Origin of the sequence: Microbacterium sp. ZW CA_36 (genome assembly GCF_044987475.1) — a bacterium.
GTDB lineage: Bacteria > Actinomycetota > Actinomycetes > Actinomycetales > Microbacteriaceae > Microbacterium.
In genome coordinates this window covers 1-13756 of record NZ_JBJDRL010000084.1, presented here as the reverse complement: position 1 = coordinate 13756, position 13756 = coordinate 1, and the positions used below count along the sequence as shown (strand labels likewise).

Annotated in this window: 15 protein-coding genes; 1 reads left to right on the top strand and 14 read right to left on the bottom strand. The window is 71.6% G+C overall.

Features of this window, described 5'->3' with window-relative positions:
* Positions 1-133: 133 nt before the first annotated feature.
* The 10 genes from ACI3KX_RS20375 to ACI3KX_RS20330 all read right to left on the bottom strand — a co-directional run bounded on the left by ACI3KX_RS20375 (position 134) and on the right by ACI3KX_RS20330 (position 9932).
* A complete protein-coding gene (locus tag ACI3KX_RS20375) occupies positions 134-1045 on the bottom strand; it encodes a siderophore-interacting protein (protein ID WP_349427666.1) in 912 nt (303 codons plus the stop codon).
* Complete coding sequence (locus ACI3KX_RS20370) at positions 1029-1880, bottom strand: ABC transporter ATP-binding protein (RefSeq protein ID WP_404910885.1); 852 nt, start codon at positions 1878-1880, stop codon at positions 1029-1031. Before ACI3KX_RS20370 ends, ACI3KX_RS20375 begins: the two co-directional genes overlap by 17 nt.
* Complete coding sequence (locus ACI3KX_RS20365; RefSeq protein WP_349427664.1) at positions 1877-2926, bottom strand: iron chelate uptake ABC transporter family permease subunit; 1050 nt, start codon at positions 2924-2926, stop codon at positions 1877-1879. The genes ACI3KX_RS20370 and ACI3KX_RS20365 overlap by 4 nt, the downstream gene beginning before the upstream one ends.
* Entirely contained in the window at positions 2923-3969 is a 1047-nt protein-coding gene (locus tag ACI3KX_RS20360; RefSeq protein WP_404910884.1) for a FecCD family ABC transporter permease, read from the bottom strand. The genes ACI3KX_RS20365 and ACI3KX_RS20360 overlap by 4 nt, the downstream gene beginning before the upstream one ends.
* A gap of 22 nt (positions 3970-3991) precedes the next feature.
* Complete coding sequence (locus tag ACI3KX_RS20355; RefSeq protein ID WP_404910883.1) at positions 3992-5023, bottom strand: iron-siderophore ABC transporter substrate-binding protein; 1032 nt, start codon at positions 5021-5023, stop codon at positions 3992-3994.
* Positions 5024-5197: 174 nt separating this feature from the next.
* Positions 5198-5845 (bottom strand): biotin transporter BioY, encoded by a 648-nt coding sequence (locus ACI3KX_RS20350; RefSeq protein WP_404910882.1) that lies wholly within the window; start codon positions 5843-5845, stop codon positions 5198-5200.
* 123 nt (positions 5846-5968) lie between these two features.
* Positions 5969-7264: an acyltransferase gene (locus ACI3KX_RS20345; protein ID WP_404910881.1), complete on the bottom strand. Its 1296-nt coding sequence runs from the start codon at positions 7262-7264 to the stop codon at positions 5969-5971.
* A 96-nt stretch (positions 7265-7360) separates the two neighbouring features.
* Positions 7361-8032: a response regulator transcription factor gene (locus ACI3KX_RS20340; protein WP_363357481.1), complete on the bottom strand. Its 672-nt coding sequence runs from the start codon at positions 8030-8032 to the stop codon at positions 7361-7363.
* Entirely contained in the window at positions 8029-9297 is a 1269-nt protein-coding gene (locus ACI3KX_RS20335; RefSeq protein ID WP_404910880.1) for a histidine kinase, read from the bottom strand. The genes ACI3KX_RS20340 and ACI3KX_RS20335 overlap by 4 nt, the downstream gene beginning before the upstream one ends.
* Before the next feature lie 26 nt (positions 9298-9323).
* Positions 9324-9932 carry a DedA family protein gene (locus tag ACI3KX_RS20330; RefSeq protein ID WP_404910879.1) on the bottom strand — a complete coding sequence of 203 codons (609 nt, stop codon included), beginning with the start codon at positions 9930-9932 and terminating at the stop codon, positions 9324-9326.
* Positions 9933-10096: 164 nt separating this feature from the next.
* On the opposite strand from ACI3KX_RS20330, the gene ACI3KX_RS20325 reads away from it, so the two are divergent.
* Positions 10097-11695 carry an ABC-F family ATP-binding cassette domain-containing protein gene (locus ACI3KX_RS20325; RefSeq protein WP_349427656.1) on the top strand — a complete coding sequence of 533 codons (1599 nt, stop codon included), beginning with the start codon at positions 10097-10099 and terminating at the stop codon, positions 11693-11695.
* A gap of 109 nt (positions 11696-11804) precedes the next feature.
* Here ACI3KX_RS20325 and ACI3KX_RS20320 read toward each other — a convergent pair whose 3' ends face one another.
* The 4 genes from ACI3KX_RS20320 to ACI3KX_RS20305 form a co-directional block, all read right to left on the bottom strand.
* A complete protein-coding gene (locus tag ACI3KX_RS20320; RefSeq protein ID WP_363357477.1) occupies positions 11805-12701 on the bottom strand; it encodes an SURF1 family protein in 897 nt (298 codons plus the stop codon).
* Positions 12698-12928, bottom strand: coding sequence for a hypothetical protein (locus tag ACI3KX_RS20315; protein WP_404910878.1), 231 nt, complete (start codon positions 12926-12928; stop codon positions 12698-12700). Before ACI3KX_RS20315 ends, ACI3KX_RS20320 begins: the two co-directional genes overlap by 4 nt.
* Entirely contained in the window at positions 12925-13287 is a 363-nt protein-coding gene (locus ACI3KX_RS20310; protein ID WP_404910877.1) for a DUF3099 domain-containing protein, read from the bottom strand. The genes ACI3KX_RS20315 and ACI3KX_RS20310 overlap by 4 nt, the downstream gene beginning before the upstream one ends.
* A gap of 67 nt (positions 13288-13354) precedes the next feature.
* Positions 13355-13756 (bottom strand): DUF4190 domain-containing protein (locus ACI3KX_RS20305; RefSeq protein ID WP_404910876.1); only part of this gene is annotated, 402 nt, incomplete at its 5' end.

The window sequence follows — 13756 nt, the reverse complement described above, 5'->3', positions numbered from 1 at the left end:
TGAGTCGAGCCGCATCAACGCTCGCTGGCGCTCGCATTGATCCGGTGCGGAGAGGTTTCGACTCGCTTCGCTCGCTCAACCTTGAGTCGAGCCGCATCAACGCTCGCTGGCGCTCGCATTGATCCGGCTCGACTCAATTCTCGGCTCTGCCGAGGCGCCAGTAGCCCATGAAGGCGACGGCCCGGCGGTCGACGCCGCGCTCCGAGACGAGGTGCCGGCGCAGCGCCTTGATGGCGCCGGCCTCGCCCGCGAGCCACGCATACAGGCGCGCGCTCTTGAGTGCCGCACCGCCCTTCGCGGTGCGCGGCACCTCCCACAGGATGTCGGTGTCGATGTCGATCTCCTCGACATCGGCGCCCCGGCCCTCCGGTGCGAGGACGGCCGCGGCATCCGTCACCGACGACACGAGGTAGCTGTTGCGGGCGGCGGCCGCGTCCCGCGCGCCGACCCGGTACTCGAACCCGGGGTGCTGCGGAAGGTAGGCGATGTCGTCGTCGTGGGGAACCTCGAGCGCGACGACGCCGCGTGCCTCGGGCGGCAGCTGCTCGAGGATCGCCGCGATCGCGGGGGCGGCCGTCTCGTCGCCGGCGAGCAGGATGCTGTCGACCCGCGCCGGCGGCACGAAGTCGATGCCGTAGCTCACGCCCTCGTGGGCCGTGGTGGGGGCGTAGATGAGGACCTCGTCGCCGACCGCGGCGCGCGCGATCCAGTCGGAGGCCGGTCCCAGCACGTCGTGCGAGACCATGTCGATGTCCACCTCGCACTGCTCGTTGCGCACGTAGCGCGTGGTGTAGGTGCGGAACGGCGGGCGGCCCGCCTCGGGCAGCTCACGCCACTGCGTGTACCAGTCCTCGCCCATCGGCATCGCGTCCAGACCGACGGTGTCGGTGGGAAACACGACCTTGATGCGCTGGTCGAGTCCCGGGTCGCCGTAGTGCGCCAGATCGTCGCCGGCGAAGGTGAAGCGTCGGAAGCTCGGGGTCAGGTCGGTGATCGCCGTCACCCGCACGCGGAAGAACTGGTGGGTGTCAACGGTCGTGGCCATCGGAGGCTCCTGTCTGAACGGGTTCTGGCTGAGCGGCGGTGACGTGGTACCGGCCGCGCGGCAGGACGATGGGCGATCCCGACACCGGGTCGGGGACCACCAGTGCGTCGAGGTCGAAGACCTCGCGGATGAGCTCGCTCGTCAGCACGTCGTGCGGGGCGCCGCTCGCGACGACCTGGCCCGCGCGCAGCGCGAAGAGGTGGTCGGCGTAGCGGGCGGCGAGATTCATGTCGTGCAGCACCATCACGATCGTGGTGCCGTGCTCGCGATTGAGGTCGGTGAGCAGGTCGAGCACCTCGACCTGGTGGGCGACATCGAGGAAGGTCGTCGGCTCGTCGAGCAGCAGGATGTCGGTCTCCTGCGCCAGGGCCATCGCGATCCACGCACGCTGACGCTGGCCCCCCGACAGTTCGTCCACCGAGCGGTCGGCGAGCTCCTCGATGCCGGTCGAGGCGAGCGCGCGCGCCACCACCTCGTAGTCGTGCGCGCTCCAGCGCGCCATCAGCTTCTGGTGGGGGTGGCGTCCGCGGCCGACGAGGTCTGCGACGGCGATGCCCTCGGGCGCGATCGGGCTCTGGGGGAGGAGGCCGAGCGTCCGCGCGATCTCCTTGGTGGGGCGGCCGTGGAGCGCCTTGCCGTCGAGGACGACCTGGCCCTCGCGCGCCGGGATGAGGCGCGCGAGCGCGCGGAGCAGCGTCGACTTGCCGCATCCGTTCGCGCCCACGATCGCCGTGATGCGTCCGGGAGGGATGACCAGGTCGAGGCGCTCGACGATCGTCCGATCGCCGTACGACAGCGTCAGGCCCTCCGCCGACAGGCTGTGGGAATCGGTCATAGCGAGCCTCCGGCTCGATTCGTCCTGATGAGGAGGTAGATGAGGAAGGGGGCGCCGAGCACGCCGGTCACGACGCCGACCGGGTAGCGGCTGTCGAACGCGAACTGGCCGAGCAGGTCGGCCAGCTGCACGAGCAGCGCGCCGACGAGCGCCGAGGGCAGCAGCAGCGACCCGCCGGGGCCGACGACGCGGGCCGCGATCGGGCCGGCCATGAAGGCGACGAAGGCGATCGGCCCGGTGGCGGCGGTCGCGAACGCGAGGAGTGCGACGGCCGCGACGATGACCATCACGCGCGTCCCCTGGATCCGCACCCCGAGGCTGGCGGCCGCGTCGTCGCCGAGGCGCATGACGTTCAGGTCGCGACCCCGCGACAGCAAGGCCGGCACCAGTACGAGACTCGCGGCCGCGAGCGGCAGCACGGCCGACCAGGTGGCGCCGTTGAGGCTTCCGGTGAGCCACCTCATGGCGGCCTGCAGGTCGTACGAGGGAGCCTTCGACAGGACGTACGTGATCGCGGCGTCGAGCATGGCCGCCACGCCGATGCCGATGAGGATCAGCCGCGTGCCCGCGAAGCCGCCCTTGTTCGAGAGCAGGTAGATCGCGAGGGCGGTCAGCAGGCCCCCCGCGACGGCGAGCACCGAGACGGCGGTCTCGCTGAGCGAGAGCACGACGATGCCGAAGACCGCGGCGGCGCTCGCGCCTGCCGTGATGCCGATGATGTCGGGCGACGCGAGCGGGTTGCGCAGCATCGTCTGGAACGTCACGCCGGCGATGCCGAATGCGAATCCGGCGAGGATCGCCAGCACCGCACGGGGAAGGCGCAGCTCGCCGACGGTGAACGAGGCCCCGGGGACGGTCTCGCCGAGGATCACGCGCACGACCTCGTCGAGGCCGTAGAAGGTCTGGCCGATCATGAGCGATGCGGCGAAGACGAGCACCACTCCCACGGCGAGGGTGACCGTCACAATGGTGCGCCGGCGCGCACGTCGCCGGCGGCCGCCGGCGACGGCCTGCGCGGTGATCGGAACGAGGGTGTCGGTGCTCACAGTTCCCGCACCTTCTGCCGGCGGACGATCCAGATGAAGAAAGGGGCGCCGATGAGCGCCGTCAGGATGCCGACCTCGATCTCGTCGGGACGCGCGATGACGCGGCCGAGGACGTCCGCGGCGACGAGCAGGCCGGCCCCCGCGACCGCGGAGAAGGGGAGCAGCCAGCGGTGATCGGTGCCGACCAGAAGCCGGCAGAGGTGCGGGATGATGAGGCCGACGAAGGCGATGGGGCCGGCGATGGCGGTCGCAGCGCCGCACAGGATGACGGCCCCCGCCGACGCGATCAGGCGGGTGCGCATCACGTGCTCGCCGAGTCCGGTGGCGACGTCGTCGCCGAGTGCGAGCGAGTTCATCCCGCGTGCACATGCGAGCGTGACGATGGCGCCGACCGCGAGCACGGGCAGGATCGTCGCGATGCGATCCCAGGTCGCGCCGCCGACCCCGCCGATCTGCCAGAACCGGAAGGTCTCGAGCAGATCGACGCGGGGGAGGAGCACCGCGCTCACCAGGGACATGAAGGCGGCGGAGGAAGCGGCCCCCGCGAGCGCGAGCTTGAGGGGTGTGGCGCCGCCGCGCCCGAGCGACCCGACGGTGTAGACGAACACCGCCGCGCCGCCGGCGCCGATGATCGACGCCGCGATGAAGGCGTAGGGGTCGGACATCCCGAAGAACGCGATGCCGATCACCACCGCGAGCGCCGCGCCGCCGGAGATCCCGAGGATGCCGGGGTCGGCGAGGGGATTTCGCGTCACGGCCTGCATCGCGGCGCCGGACAGGGCCAGGGCAGCACCCACGGCGATCGCGAGCACGGTGCGGGGCAGGCGGGCGACGACCGCGGCCTGCGCGACGCCGCTGGTGTCGCCGGAGAGCCCCGCGAGGATGTCGCCCAGGCCGACATCGCGGACGCCGAACGCCACCGACGCGACGCAGAGCATCGCGAGCACCGCGAACGACACCGCGAGCCACCCCACTCGCACCGCTGCCGGACGCCGCAGGGCTGCGGCATCCGGCAACGGCGTGCGGGTCTCGGAGACGGTCACCCGATCAGACTTCCCGGAAGGATCAGCCGAGCGCGCCGGCGAGCAGCGCGAAGTACTCGTCGATGCCCCAGCCGATCGACAGCGGCGACGGGTTGGCCGACGCTGCGAGGGGGGTCGACTCCTCGAGGATCGCGATGTGCCCCTCGGCGATGGCAGGGATCTGCGACAGCAGCGGGTCTGCCTGCAGCTGCGCGATGATCGATCCGCTCGCGTCGCCGTACGTGACGAAGACGTCGACATCGGCGAAGCGGTCGGCCTGCTCGGCGCTCACCGAGGTGTAGAACTGGACGCCGTCCGACTCCTCGGCAACGACCGTCGGCACCGGAAGGCCGAGGCTCTCGAGGAAACCGGGGCGCGTGTCGAGGCTCGTGTAGAAGCCGATCTGGCTGAAGTCCGACGGGTCGATGTACGAGAAGAGCACGCTGGCGTCGGCAAGCTCGGGGTGGTTCGCGAGCGCCGCGTCGACCTCGCCCTGCAGCTCCTCGATGAGCGCGTCGCCCTCGTCGGCGAGGCCGATGGCCTTCGAGTTCAGGCGGATCATGTCCTCGTAGGACGTGCCCCACGCGACCTCGGGGTAGGCGACGACGGGCGCGATCTTCGACAGCGTGTCGTACTCCTCCTGGGTGAGCCCGGAGTAGGCGGCGAGGATCACGTCGGGCTGCGTGTCGGCGACGGCCTCGAAGTCGATCCCGTCGGTCTCGTCGAACAGGACCGGCGTCTCCGCGCCGAGCTCCTCGAGCTCGTCCTCGACCCACGGCAGCACGCCGTCTCCGTCGTCGTCGCCCCACGTGACCTCGGCCATGCCCACGGGAACCACGCCGAGGGCGATGGGAACCTCCTGGTTCGACCAGGCGACCGTCGCGACGCGCTCGGGCTTGGACTCGATGACCGTCTCGCCGTACGCGTGCTCGATCGTGACGGGGAAGCCGTCGCCGGACGAGGAGCCGCTCGCGGTGTCGTCGGTGTTGTCGGCTGCCGCGTTCGCGCACCCGACGAGGGCGATCGCGGCGATGGCGAGCATCGCGGTGGCAGCGGCGGTGCGGTTCGGGCGCACGGAATCCTCCGGAGAAATTAGGTAAGGATGCCCTTATTCGGGCGCAGTAAGGCCAACCTTACCCAGCCGGTTTCCAGATTGCCAATCCGTGTCGACACATACCGTGCGCACACGACAGCCCCGGCCGATCGGCCGGGGCTGTCGATGGCGGATGCCTCGCGAGGAGGCATCCGGTCACTGCTTGGTCTTGTCCGCCGCGCGCACGAGCGCCCATGCCCCGGGGATGATCGCCGCGGCGAGCGCCGCCTTCACCAGGCCGCCGACGATGAAGGGGAGCAGGCCCACCTCGAGGAGGGCCCCGAACGAGTAGTCGAGACCCATGACCGCGTTCAGGACGAACGCCATGTACGGGATGCCGAACAGGAACGGCACGGCGCTCGCCGCCGCGAAGCCGAGGAACGCCAGCGCGGGACGGCGATCCCAGGCTCGTTCGGCGAACCATCCGGCGACGAACGCAGAGAAGATGAAGCCGATCACGAACCCGAAGCTCGGCTTGCCGACGGCCGCGAGCGTGCCGGTGAACCCGGCGAAGACCGGGAGCCCGGCGAGCCCCACGAGCATGTAGGTCGTGAGCGCGGCGGCGCCGCGCCACGCGCCGAGGGCGGCGCCCACGACGATCACACCGAGCGTCTGCCCCGTGATGGGGACGGGCCACAGCGGGATCTCCACCTGGGCGAGGAGGGCCACGATGCTCGCACCGGCGATGACGAGACCGGCGTCGAGGGCGAACGCGCGAGCGCGCGAGGACGGGCGGGCGATGACGTCGGCGAGCACGCGACGGGTCCCAGCGGAGGCGGTCGGGGCAGCGGCGATGGATGACATGGCACTCAGCCTAGAGGGACCCGCGCGGGGCTACTTGGACGCCGTCCACCAATGATCCGCCGATCCACTGTCCGCCTTCTACGACATCCGCTGTGCGCCACGCCGCGGGGACGGAACCCTCGCTCACGCGAGTGCCAGGCGTCGCGCGGTCGGCGCCCGTCGGCATGCACCGTGGAGGGCGGCACCGAGGAGCGCGACGGCCACCAGCGCGGTGACGACAGACGTGCCGGCGACCAGCAGCATCGCGACGGCGGCCGTTCCCACGACGGCGGCGCTGCCCACACGCCAGGCGGAGCGCGCCGCCGCGGGCGCGGGCAGGGCCTCGATCGGCGCGAGCCACCGCGCGACGAGCGCCGTCGCGGTGAGCGCCAGGGCGAGCCAGAGCGGACGGGTGAGCCACCACGATGCGCTGTCGACGGCGGGCAGCGGTACCTCGGTGGCCGTCGCGCCCGCTGCGGTCAGCCCCGCGAGGCCCAGGAGGACGGGCATGTGCCACAGGTACACGGTCATCGCGCGCGGCGTCACGAAGTCGGTCAGCGCCGACGGGAGCCGCCGCTCGGCAAGCCGCGCCAGCGGTCCGCGGGCGAGCGAGAACATGGCGGTGTGCGCGATGCCGACCAGCAGCAGCGCGGTGGTCGGAGGGTTGATGTTGGCGACCAGATCGGGGGAGTGGATGCCGCTCGTGAACGAGATCGCGAGCCCCGCGACCGCCCCGACCAGCCAGAATGCCCGCGCCCGTCGCGACAGCGCGTCGATCCGGCCGTCCGCGAGGAAGAAGCCGAGCTGCTGCATCGTCAGCCAGACGAATGCCAGGTTGAGGAAGCCGAGTCCTTCGATTCCCGTCGTGAGGCGCGCGACGTCGACTGCCGCCGCCGCCACGGCGAGCGCGGCGATGCTGCTGAGCGGCGCCCGCTCGTGGAGGCGAAGCAGTGCGGGCAGCAGCGCCTGGCAGACGAGGAAGACGCCGAGGAACCACAGCGGCTGCGCGAACCGGAATCCGGCCAGGGTCACGAGGTCGGCGGGCACCCCGGCCGCCGCGAGGAGCGCCAGCATGACGCCCGCGGCGCCGATCGTGACGAGCGCGGGAAGCAGCAGGCGGTGGATGCGGCCGGCGACGAAGCCGACGCCGTCGACTCCCCGCGCCCGGGCTCTGCGGAACGCGGTCACCCCGGAGAACCCGCCGATGACGAAGAACAGCGGCATGACCTGAAGAGCCCAGCTGAGCGGCACGATCCACGCGGTGCCGTCGCTCGCGTTGACGAACGACGGGCCGGCATCGGTCACGGTGACGCCGACCATCATCGCGTGCAGGACCACCACCGCGCTGATGCACAGGGCGCGGACCAGATCGATCGCGCGGTCTCTGGCGGCAGGTGCCGTCGGAGCGGCCGCGGCGGCGGTGGGGCGGACGATCGTCATGAGGCCTCCTCGGGGGTACGTCCCGGAAGGCTATGGACGCGGCGACGCCCGGGGCATCGCCCCGTGGTGCCGTTGCCGTCTCACCCCGTGGGGTGATCAGGAAGCGGCCTCGACCAGACCCGCGTCATAGGCGAAGATGACCGCCTGCACGCGGTCGCGCGCGCCCAGCTTGGCGAGCACCTTGCCCACGTGGGTCTTCACGGTCTGCTCCGAGATGAAGAGCTCGGCGGCGATCTCGGCGTTCGAGCGGCCGCGGCCGATGAGGGTGAGCACCTCCCGCTCGCGATCCGTGAGTTCGCGGAGCGTCGCGGTCGCTCGACCGGCCCGCGGCCGACGGGCGGCGAAGTGCTCGATCATGCGCCGGGTGACGCTCGGCGCGAGCAGTGCATCGCCCGCGGCCACGACCCGCACCGCGTGCACGAGGTCCTCCGGAAGGGCGTCCTTGAGGAGGAACCCGCTCGCACCGGCCTCGAGCGCGTCGTAGACGTAGTCGTCGATGTCGAACGTCGTGAGCATGAGGATGCGTGGAACGTGTGCGGCGGGATAGCCGGGGCCGAGGATGCGGCGCGTCGCGGCGATGCCGTCGAGCTCGGGCATCCGCACATCCATCAGCACGACATCGGGGTTCAGCCGGGCGGACAGCGAGGCCGCCTCGGCCCCGTCGGCGGCCTGGCCGACCACGCGGACGTCCTCCTGTGCGTCGAGCAGGGCGGCGAAGCCCGCCCGCACCATGGCCTGGTCGTCGGCGATGAGGACGGAGATCGTCACTGTGGGCCTTCCGTGGTCGGGATGGTGTCCGGTTCGGTCGCGATGCCGGCGAGGGGGAGCACGGCGTGCACCGTCCAGCCGCCGTCGGCGTCGCGTGCGGCACGGAGTTCGCCGCCGACGAGCGCGGCGCGCTCGCGCATGCCCAGCAGCCCGTGCCCGCGCTGCGACGGCAGCGCGGATGGCGGCTGCGCAGGGTCCGGTGGGCCGTTGCGGACGACGACGCGCACGGCCGCGGCATCCGCCTCCACCGACAGCGTGACCGGCGTGTGCGGGGCGTGCCGCACGGCGTTGCTCAGCGCTTCCTGCACGATGCGGAACACCGCGATGTCGACCGCGCTCGGCACGTTCACGGGCGCCGGCGAGACGCTCGCGTCGATCTCGGCGCCTGCGCGGCGGAGCGCCTGCACCAGGTCCGGGACGTCGCGGAGCCCCTGCTGCGGGACCAGATCGGCCTGCTGGTCGTCGGTGCGCAGGACGCCGAGCAGCCGTCGCATCTCTGCCAGGCCCTCGCGGGCGGTCTGTGCGATCTCGTCGAACTCGTGACGCGCCTCGTCGGAGAGCCCGGGCACGCGGTACCGCGCGGTCGACGCCTGCACCTGGATGAGCGACATCCCGTGCGCCACGACGTCGTGCAGCTCGCGCGCGATGCGGGTGCGCTCCTCGACCAGCATGCGCCGGGACTGCTCGCTCGCGGTCAGCTCCCGCTCACGGCTCAGCTCGGCGCCTACGCGCAGGCGGCTGGCGACCAGCACGGCCACGAGCAGTGCAGCCCCCGAGACCGACGTCACGATCACCAGATTCACGATGCCCGCCGCCACGGGGAGGGCACCGGCCAGCCCGATGACCACGGTCAGCGTGCCCACGATGGCGAGCAGCCACGCGACGAGCGCGAGGCGCCAGTCGTGCACGATGGCGAGCACGCCGACGAAGAGGATGAGCACGAGCATCGCCGGAACCGACCATGGCCACGGCCAGGTGGTGGCGACCGCCTCTGCGGCGGGCAGCGGCAGCGCGACCGCCGAGACGACGAACAGCGCGATCGACCACTGCGGGAACCAGACCGCGACGACAGGCGCCGCGCACAGCATCGCACCGAACAGGAACGCGAGCGGCGCCGGCTGCAGGTACAGCGCGATGTGCACCGGCACGAGCACGGAGAAGAGCGCGACCGACGCCAGCGCCAGCGCGCCGAACGCGAAGGTCCGCGGGCTCAGCCGGCGGCGCTTCGCGGACTCGGCAGGTGCCGGTGAGGGGGTCGCGCGCATTCTGTCATCCTGTCAGCCGACGGCGTTCACACGGGTGCCGCGACACGGCGCGCGCGCAGCGCGATGACGCGATCGACGACGAGTCCGATCGCGAGGGCCAGCACGATGCCCAGCACCGCGCTGAGGAGCGGCTGGTCCTTCAGCCAGGCGCCTGCGAGGAGGCCGATCGCGATGCTGTAAGCGGCCCAGCAGAGTCCTGCCGCCACGCTGAGAAGGGCGAATCGCCGCCAGCTGTACTGCAGCGCGCCCGCGGACAGATTCACGGCCACGCGCCCGACCGGGATGAATCGCGCGCCGAGGATGAGGCCCGCACCGCGACGGTCCAGCGCCGAGCCCGCCCACGCGAAGGCGCCGGCGACCCGCGGCCGCCGTATCCAGGCGAACCGGGTCGTGCCGGTGCGCCTGCCGATGGCGAAGGCGATGTTGTCGCCCACGGCGGCTCCGGCGGCGGCCACGACGCCGAGGAGCACCAGATCCGGTCGGCCGGTGGATGCCGCCACCGCCGCCGCGGCGACCAGCACGGTCTCGCTCGGGACCGGCGGGAAGAAGCCGTCGACGACGGCCACGACGAGCATCACGAGGTACAGCCACGGCGAGGAGACAGCCTGCAGGACGAGGTCGGTGATGAGATCCACCCCGGAAAACTATGCGCGGGGCGTGCGGCACGGCATCCCTCTGCGGTATCGACCGGGTCCCTCTGCGGAGGTATTCCGTCGATCGGGCGGGGACGGCGCCCCGTATACTGGATGGCTGGCCATTCGGTCACCACCCCTCTCCACCGACGGAACGGACATCCGCTGTGCTCGCCGTGCACGACCTCGAGATCCGCGTGGGCGCTCGCGTGCTCATGTCGGACGTCTCCTTCCGCGTGTCGGACGGGGACAAGATCGGACTGGTCGGCCGCAACGGCGCCGGCAAGACGACGCTGACCAAGGTGCTCGCAGGAGACCTCATCCCCGCCGACGGCAGGGTGGAGCGCTCCGGCGAGCTCGGCTACCTGCCGCAGGACCCCCGCTCCGGCGACCCCGAGATGCTCGCCCGCACCCGCATCCTCGATGCCCGCGGTCTGGGCACGCTCGCGATCGGCATGCACGACGCCTCGCTCGCCATGGCCAGCGATGACGAGGCGGTGGCAGCCCGCGCGATGCGCAAGTACGCCAACCTCACCGAGCGCTTCGAAGCGCTCGGCGGCTACGCGGCCGAGGCGGAGGCAGCATCGATCGCGCACAACCTGTCGCTGCCGGACCGCATCCTCGACCAGCCGCTGAAGACGCTGTCGGGCGGTCAGCGCCGTCGCATCGAACTCGCCCGCATCCTGTTCTCGGATGCCCAGACGATGATCCTCGACGAGCCGACCAACCACCTCGACGCCGACAGCGTCGTGTGGCTGCGCGAGTTCCTGAAGGGGTACAAGGGCGGCCTGATCGTCATCAGCCACGACGTGGAGCTCGTCGGCGAGACGGTGAACCGCGTGTTCTACCTCGACGCGAACCGCCAGATCATCGACGTCTACAACATGAACTGGAAGAACTACCTGCGCCAGCGGGTGGCCGACGAGGAGCGCCGCAAGAAGGAGCGCGCCAACGTCGAGAAGAAGGCCACGGTGCTCCAGCAGCAGGCGGCCCGATTCGGTGCCAAGGCGTCGAAGGCGGCAGCCGCTCACCAGATGGTGGCGCGCGCCGAGAAGATGCTCGCCGGGCTCGACGAGGTGCGTCAGGTGGAGCGCGTGGCCAAGCTGCGCTTCCCGAAGCCGGCGCCCTGCGGCAAGACGCCGCTCATGGCCTCGGGACTGTCGAAGTCGTACGGCTCGCTCGAGATCTTCACCGACGTCGACCTCGCGATCGACCGCGGCTCGAAGGTCGTCATCCTCGGGCTCAACGGCGCCGGCAAGACGACGCTGCTGCGCATCCTCGCCGGTGTCGACCAGCCCGACACCGGGCAGCTCGAGCCGGGTCACGGCCTGAAGATCGGCTACTACGCGCAGGAGCACGAGAACCTCGACGTCTCGCGGTCGGTGCTCGAGAACATGATGTCGGCCGCGCCCGACATCACCGCCACCGAGGCGCGCAAGGTGCTCGGCTCGTTCCTGTTCACCGGCGACGATGTGCTCAAGCCCGCCGGCGTGCTGTCCGGCGGCGAGAAGACGCGCCTCTCGCTCGCGACGCTGGTGGTGTCGTCGGCGAACATGCTCCTGCTCGACGAGCCGACGAACAACCTCGACCCGGCGTCGCGCGAGGAGATCCTCGGTGCGCTCGCGCACTATGAGGGAGCCGTCGTGCTGGTGTCGCACGACGAGGGGGCCGTCGAGGCGCTCAACCCCGAGCGCGTGCTCATCCTGCCCGACGGTGTCGAAGACATCTGGGGCCGCGATTACGTCGACCTCGTCACCCTCGCCTGACGCCAGCGCGCACAGAAGCGGAGTTGCGGCGCGACGCGACGGAGACGGATGCCGCGACCCGGCGTATCGTCGAGCAGCCCGATTGTCCTCCCCGCCAGCTTGCGCGCGGTCAGCGGCCGGCGGCGTCCAGCAGGGCGTCCTCGTCCTCGGCATCGCGGTCGCGGCGACGGCGGGGGGCCGGCGGAGCCGGGGGAGCGGCATCCGCCGATTCGTCCCGGGCGCTCTCGGCCTCCTCGGCGTCCTCGCGGCGGTGCCGACGCTCGGTGCGGATGACGTAGCCGATGAAGACGAAGCCCATCACCGCGAAGAGGATCCACTGGATCGCGTACGACAGGTGCGGACCCGGGTCGTCCGACGGCGGCTCGAGTGCGCTCGGCGCGGTGGCGGGCGCCGGGTCCTCCGAGACCATCACGCCGTACGCGCTCTGCTCCAGGGCGTCGCCCGCGTCGGCGGGGATCGCGTCGGCGATCAGCCCGAGGTTGATGGTCGGAACCTGTCCCTCGGGCGCCGAGCGCCCGGATGACGGCAGCGCCTCGCCCGGCCGCAGCCGCACGACGACGGTCGCCTCGCCGGACGGCGGGGCGGGCACCGCATCGGGGACGGGCTGGTCCTGCCCGGGCGCCACCCAGCCGCGGTCGACGAGCAGCACCCGGCCGTCGTCCAGGCGGAACGGCACGAGAACCTCGAAGGCCGAGGTGCCGCCGTGCGGCCGGTTGCGGGCGAGGAGCCCGTCATCGGCGAGGTAGGTCCCGGTCAGGACGACCGGACGCCACTCGTCCTGCGGGTCCAGTTCGCCGCCGGCCGGGATGAGGTCGGCGAGCGGCACTGCCGGCGCGTCGTAGTTCTCGGCGACGAGGGCGAGCTGCCCCGAGCGCTCCTGGTTGCGCGTGAACTGCCAGTTCGACAGGAACGCGCACGCGATGGCGAAGACGACGGCAAGTGCGATGTAGATCGCCCAGCGACCGGCGCGGGGCAGGTGCTGCATGCTGACGGAGCGACGGCTCATCGTGCGGTCTCCGTGGGAACGAGCGGCGCCACCCAGACCGGGAAATCGCGGGCGCTGAGGAAGTCGCGCAGGTAGCCGACGTGCTCGTCGCATGCGACCCAGGTCTTGCGGCGGTCTTCGGCGTGGATGCGGGGGTTGCGCCAGTCGATGCGCCAGCCCGCCGCCGCGCGGCATCCCGCCCGCGAGCAGGTCGCGTCGACGGCCGGCTCGGGTTCGACCTCGTTCATTCGGCCTCGTCGGGAGTGTCTCGAGCTCCGGGGTGCGTCTCTTCGATGCGGATCACGCGGGACTCCGGCGTCGGGGGTGCCGAGGGCGCTGCCGGAAGGGCCGCCTCGGGGTCTTCCCGGCGGTTGCGGCGTCCCTCCTGGCCCACATTGGCGGAGACGACGGCGATGTACGGAAGGAAGATCGCGGCGGCGCCGAATACCCACGTGTACCAGCCGTACGGGGTGATGACGACCATGAGGACGAAGCACGCGACGCGGATCCCCATGGTCACGAGATACCGGATCGAGCGCGCGTCGACGTCGTCGCGCGGTGCGCGCGGCAGGGACGTGGCCGACGGGGCGTGGCTCGAACTCTTCACGGTACTTCCAGGGTACGCCGGTTGCACCGCCCAGGAGCCCCGGGGACGATTCCCGGGGCTCCGGGATTCAGTACGTGCCGCCGGTCTGCTGATAGACCGAGACGAAGAACGCGAAGAACGCGATCGCCGCGATGATGCCGAGGATCGCGAGGCCGAGACCCACCCAGCCGACGATGGTGCCGGCGAGGGCCATGCCGCGTCCCTGCTCGCCGCTCGTCTTGAGCTGGCTGAGCGACATGTGGCCGGTGATGACGCCGACGACCGAGCCGATGAACGGCAGGATGACGAAGCCCGAGATGGAGGCGATGAGCGAGACGATCGCGAGCGTGTTCGTCTTGGCCGGTGCGCCGTAGCCGGGCGTGGATCCGTAGGCGGGCGCGGCACCGTACGCGGGCGCGGTCCCGTACGACGGGGCAGCGCCGGGCGCAGGAGCGCCGTAGGCCGGGGGATACGCGCCCTGGGCGGGCGG

What these genes read in the sequence shown, in the direction of transcription:
- ACI3KX_RS20375 (WP_349427666.1), bottom strand. Translation starts at nt 1,045, where the DNA reads ATGGCCACGACCGTTGACACCCACCAGTTCTTCCGCGTGCGGGTGACG.
- ACI3KX_RS20370 (WP_404910885.1), bottom strand. Translation starts at nt 1,880, where the DNA reads ATGACCGATTCCCACAGCCTGTCGGCGGAGGGCCTGACGCTGTCGTAC.
- ACI3KX_RS20350 (WP_404910882.1), bottom strand. Translation starts at nt 5,845, where the DNA reads ATGTCATCCATCGCCGCTGCCCCGACCGCCTCCGCTGGGACCCGTCGC.
- ACI3KX_RS20345 (WP_404910881.1), bottom strand. Translation starts at nt 7,264, where the DNA reads ATGACGATCGTCCGCCCCACCGCCGCCGCGGCCGCTCCGACGGCACCT.
- ACI3KX_RS20335 (WP_404910880.1), bottom strand. Translation starts at nt 9,297, where the DNA reads ATGCGCGCGACCCCCTCACCGGCACCTGCCGAGTCCGCGAAGCGCCGC.
- ACI3KX_RS20320 (WP_363357477.1), bottom strand. Translation starts at nt 12,701, where the DNA reads ATGAGCCGTCGCTCCGTCAGCATGCAGCACCTGCCCCGCGCCGGTCGC.
- ACI3KX_RS20315 (WP_404910878.1), bottom strand. Translation starts at nt 12,928, where the DNA reads ATGAACGAGGTCGAACCCGAGCCGGCCGTCGACGCGACCTGCTCGCGG.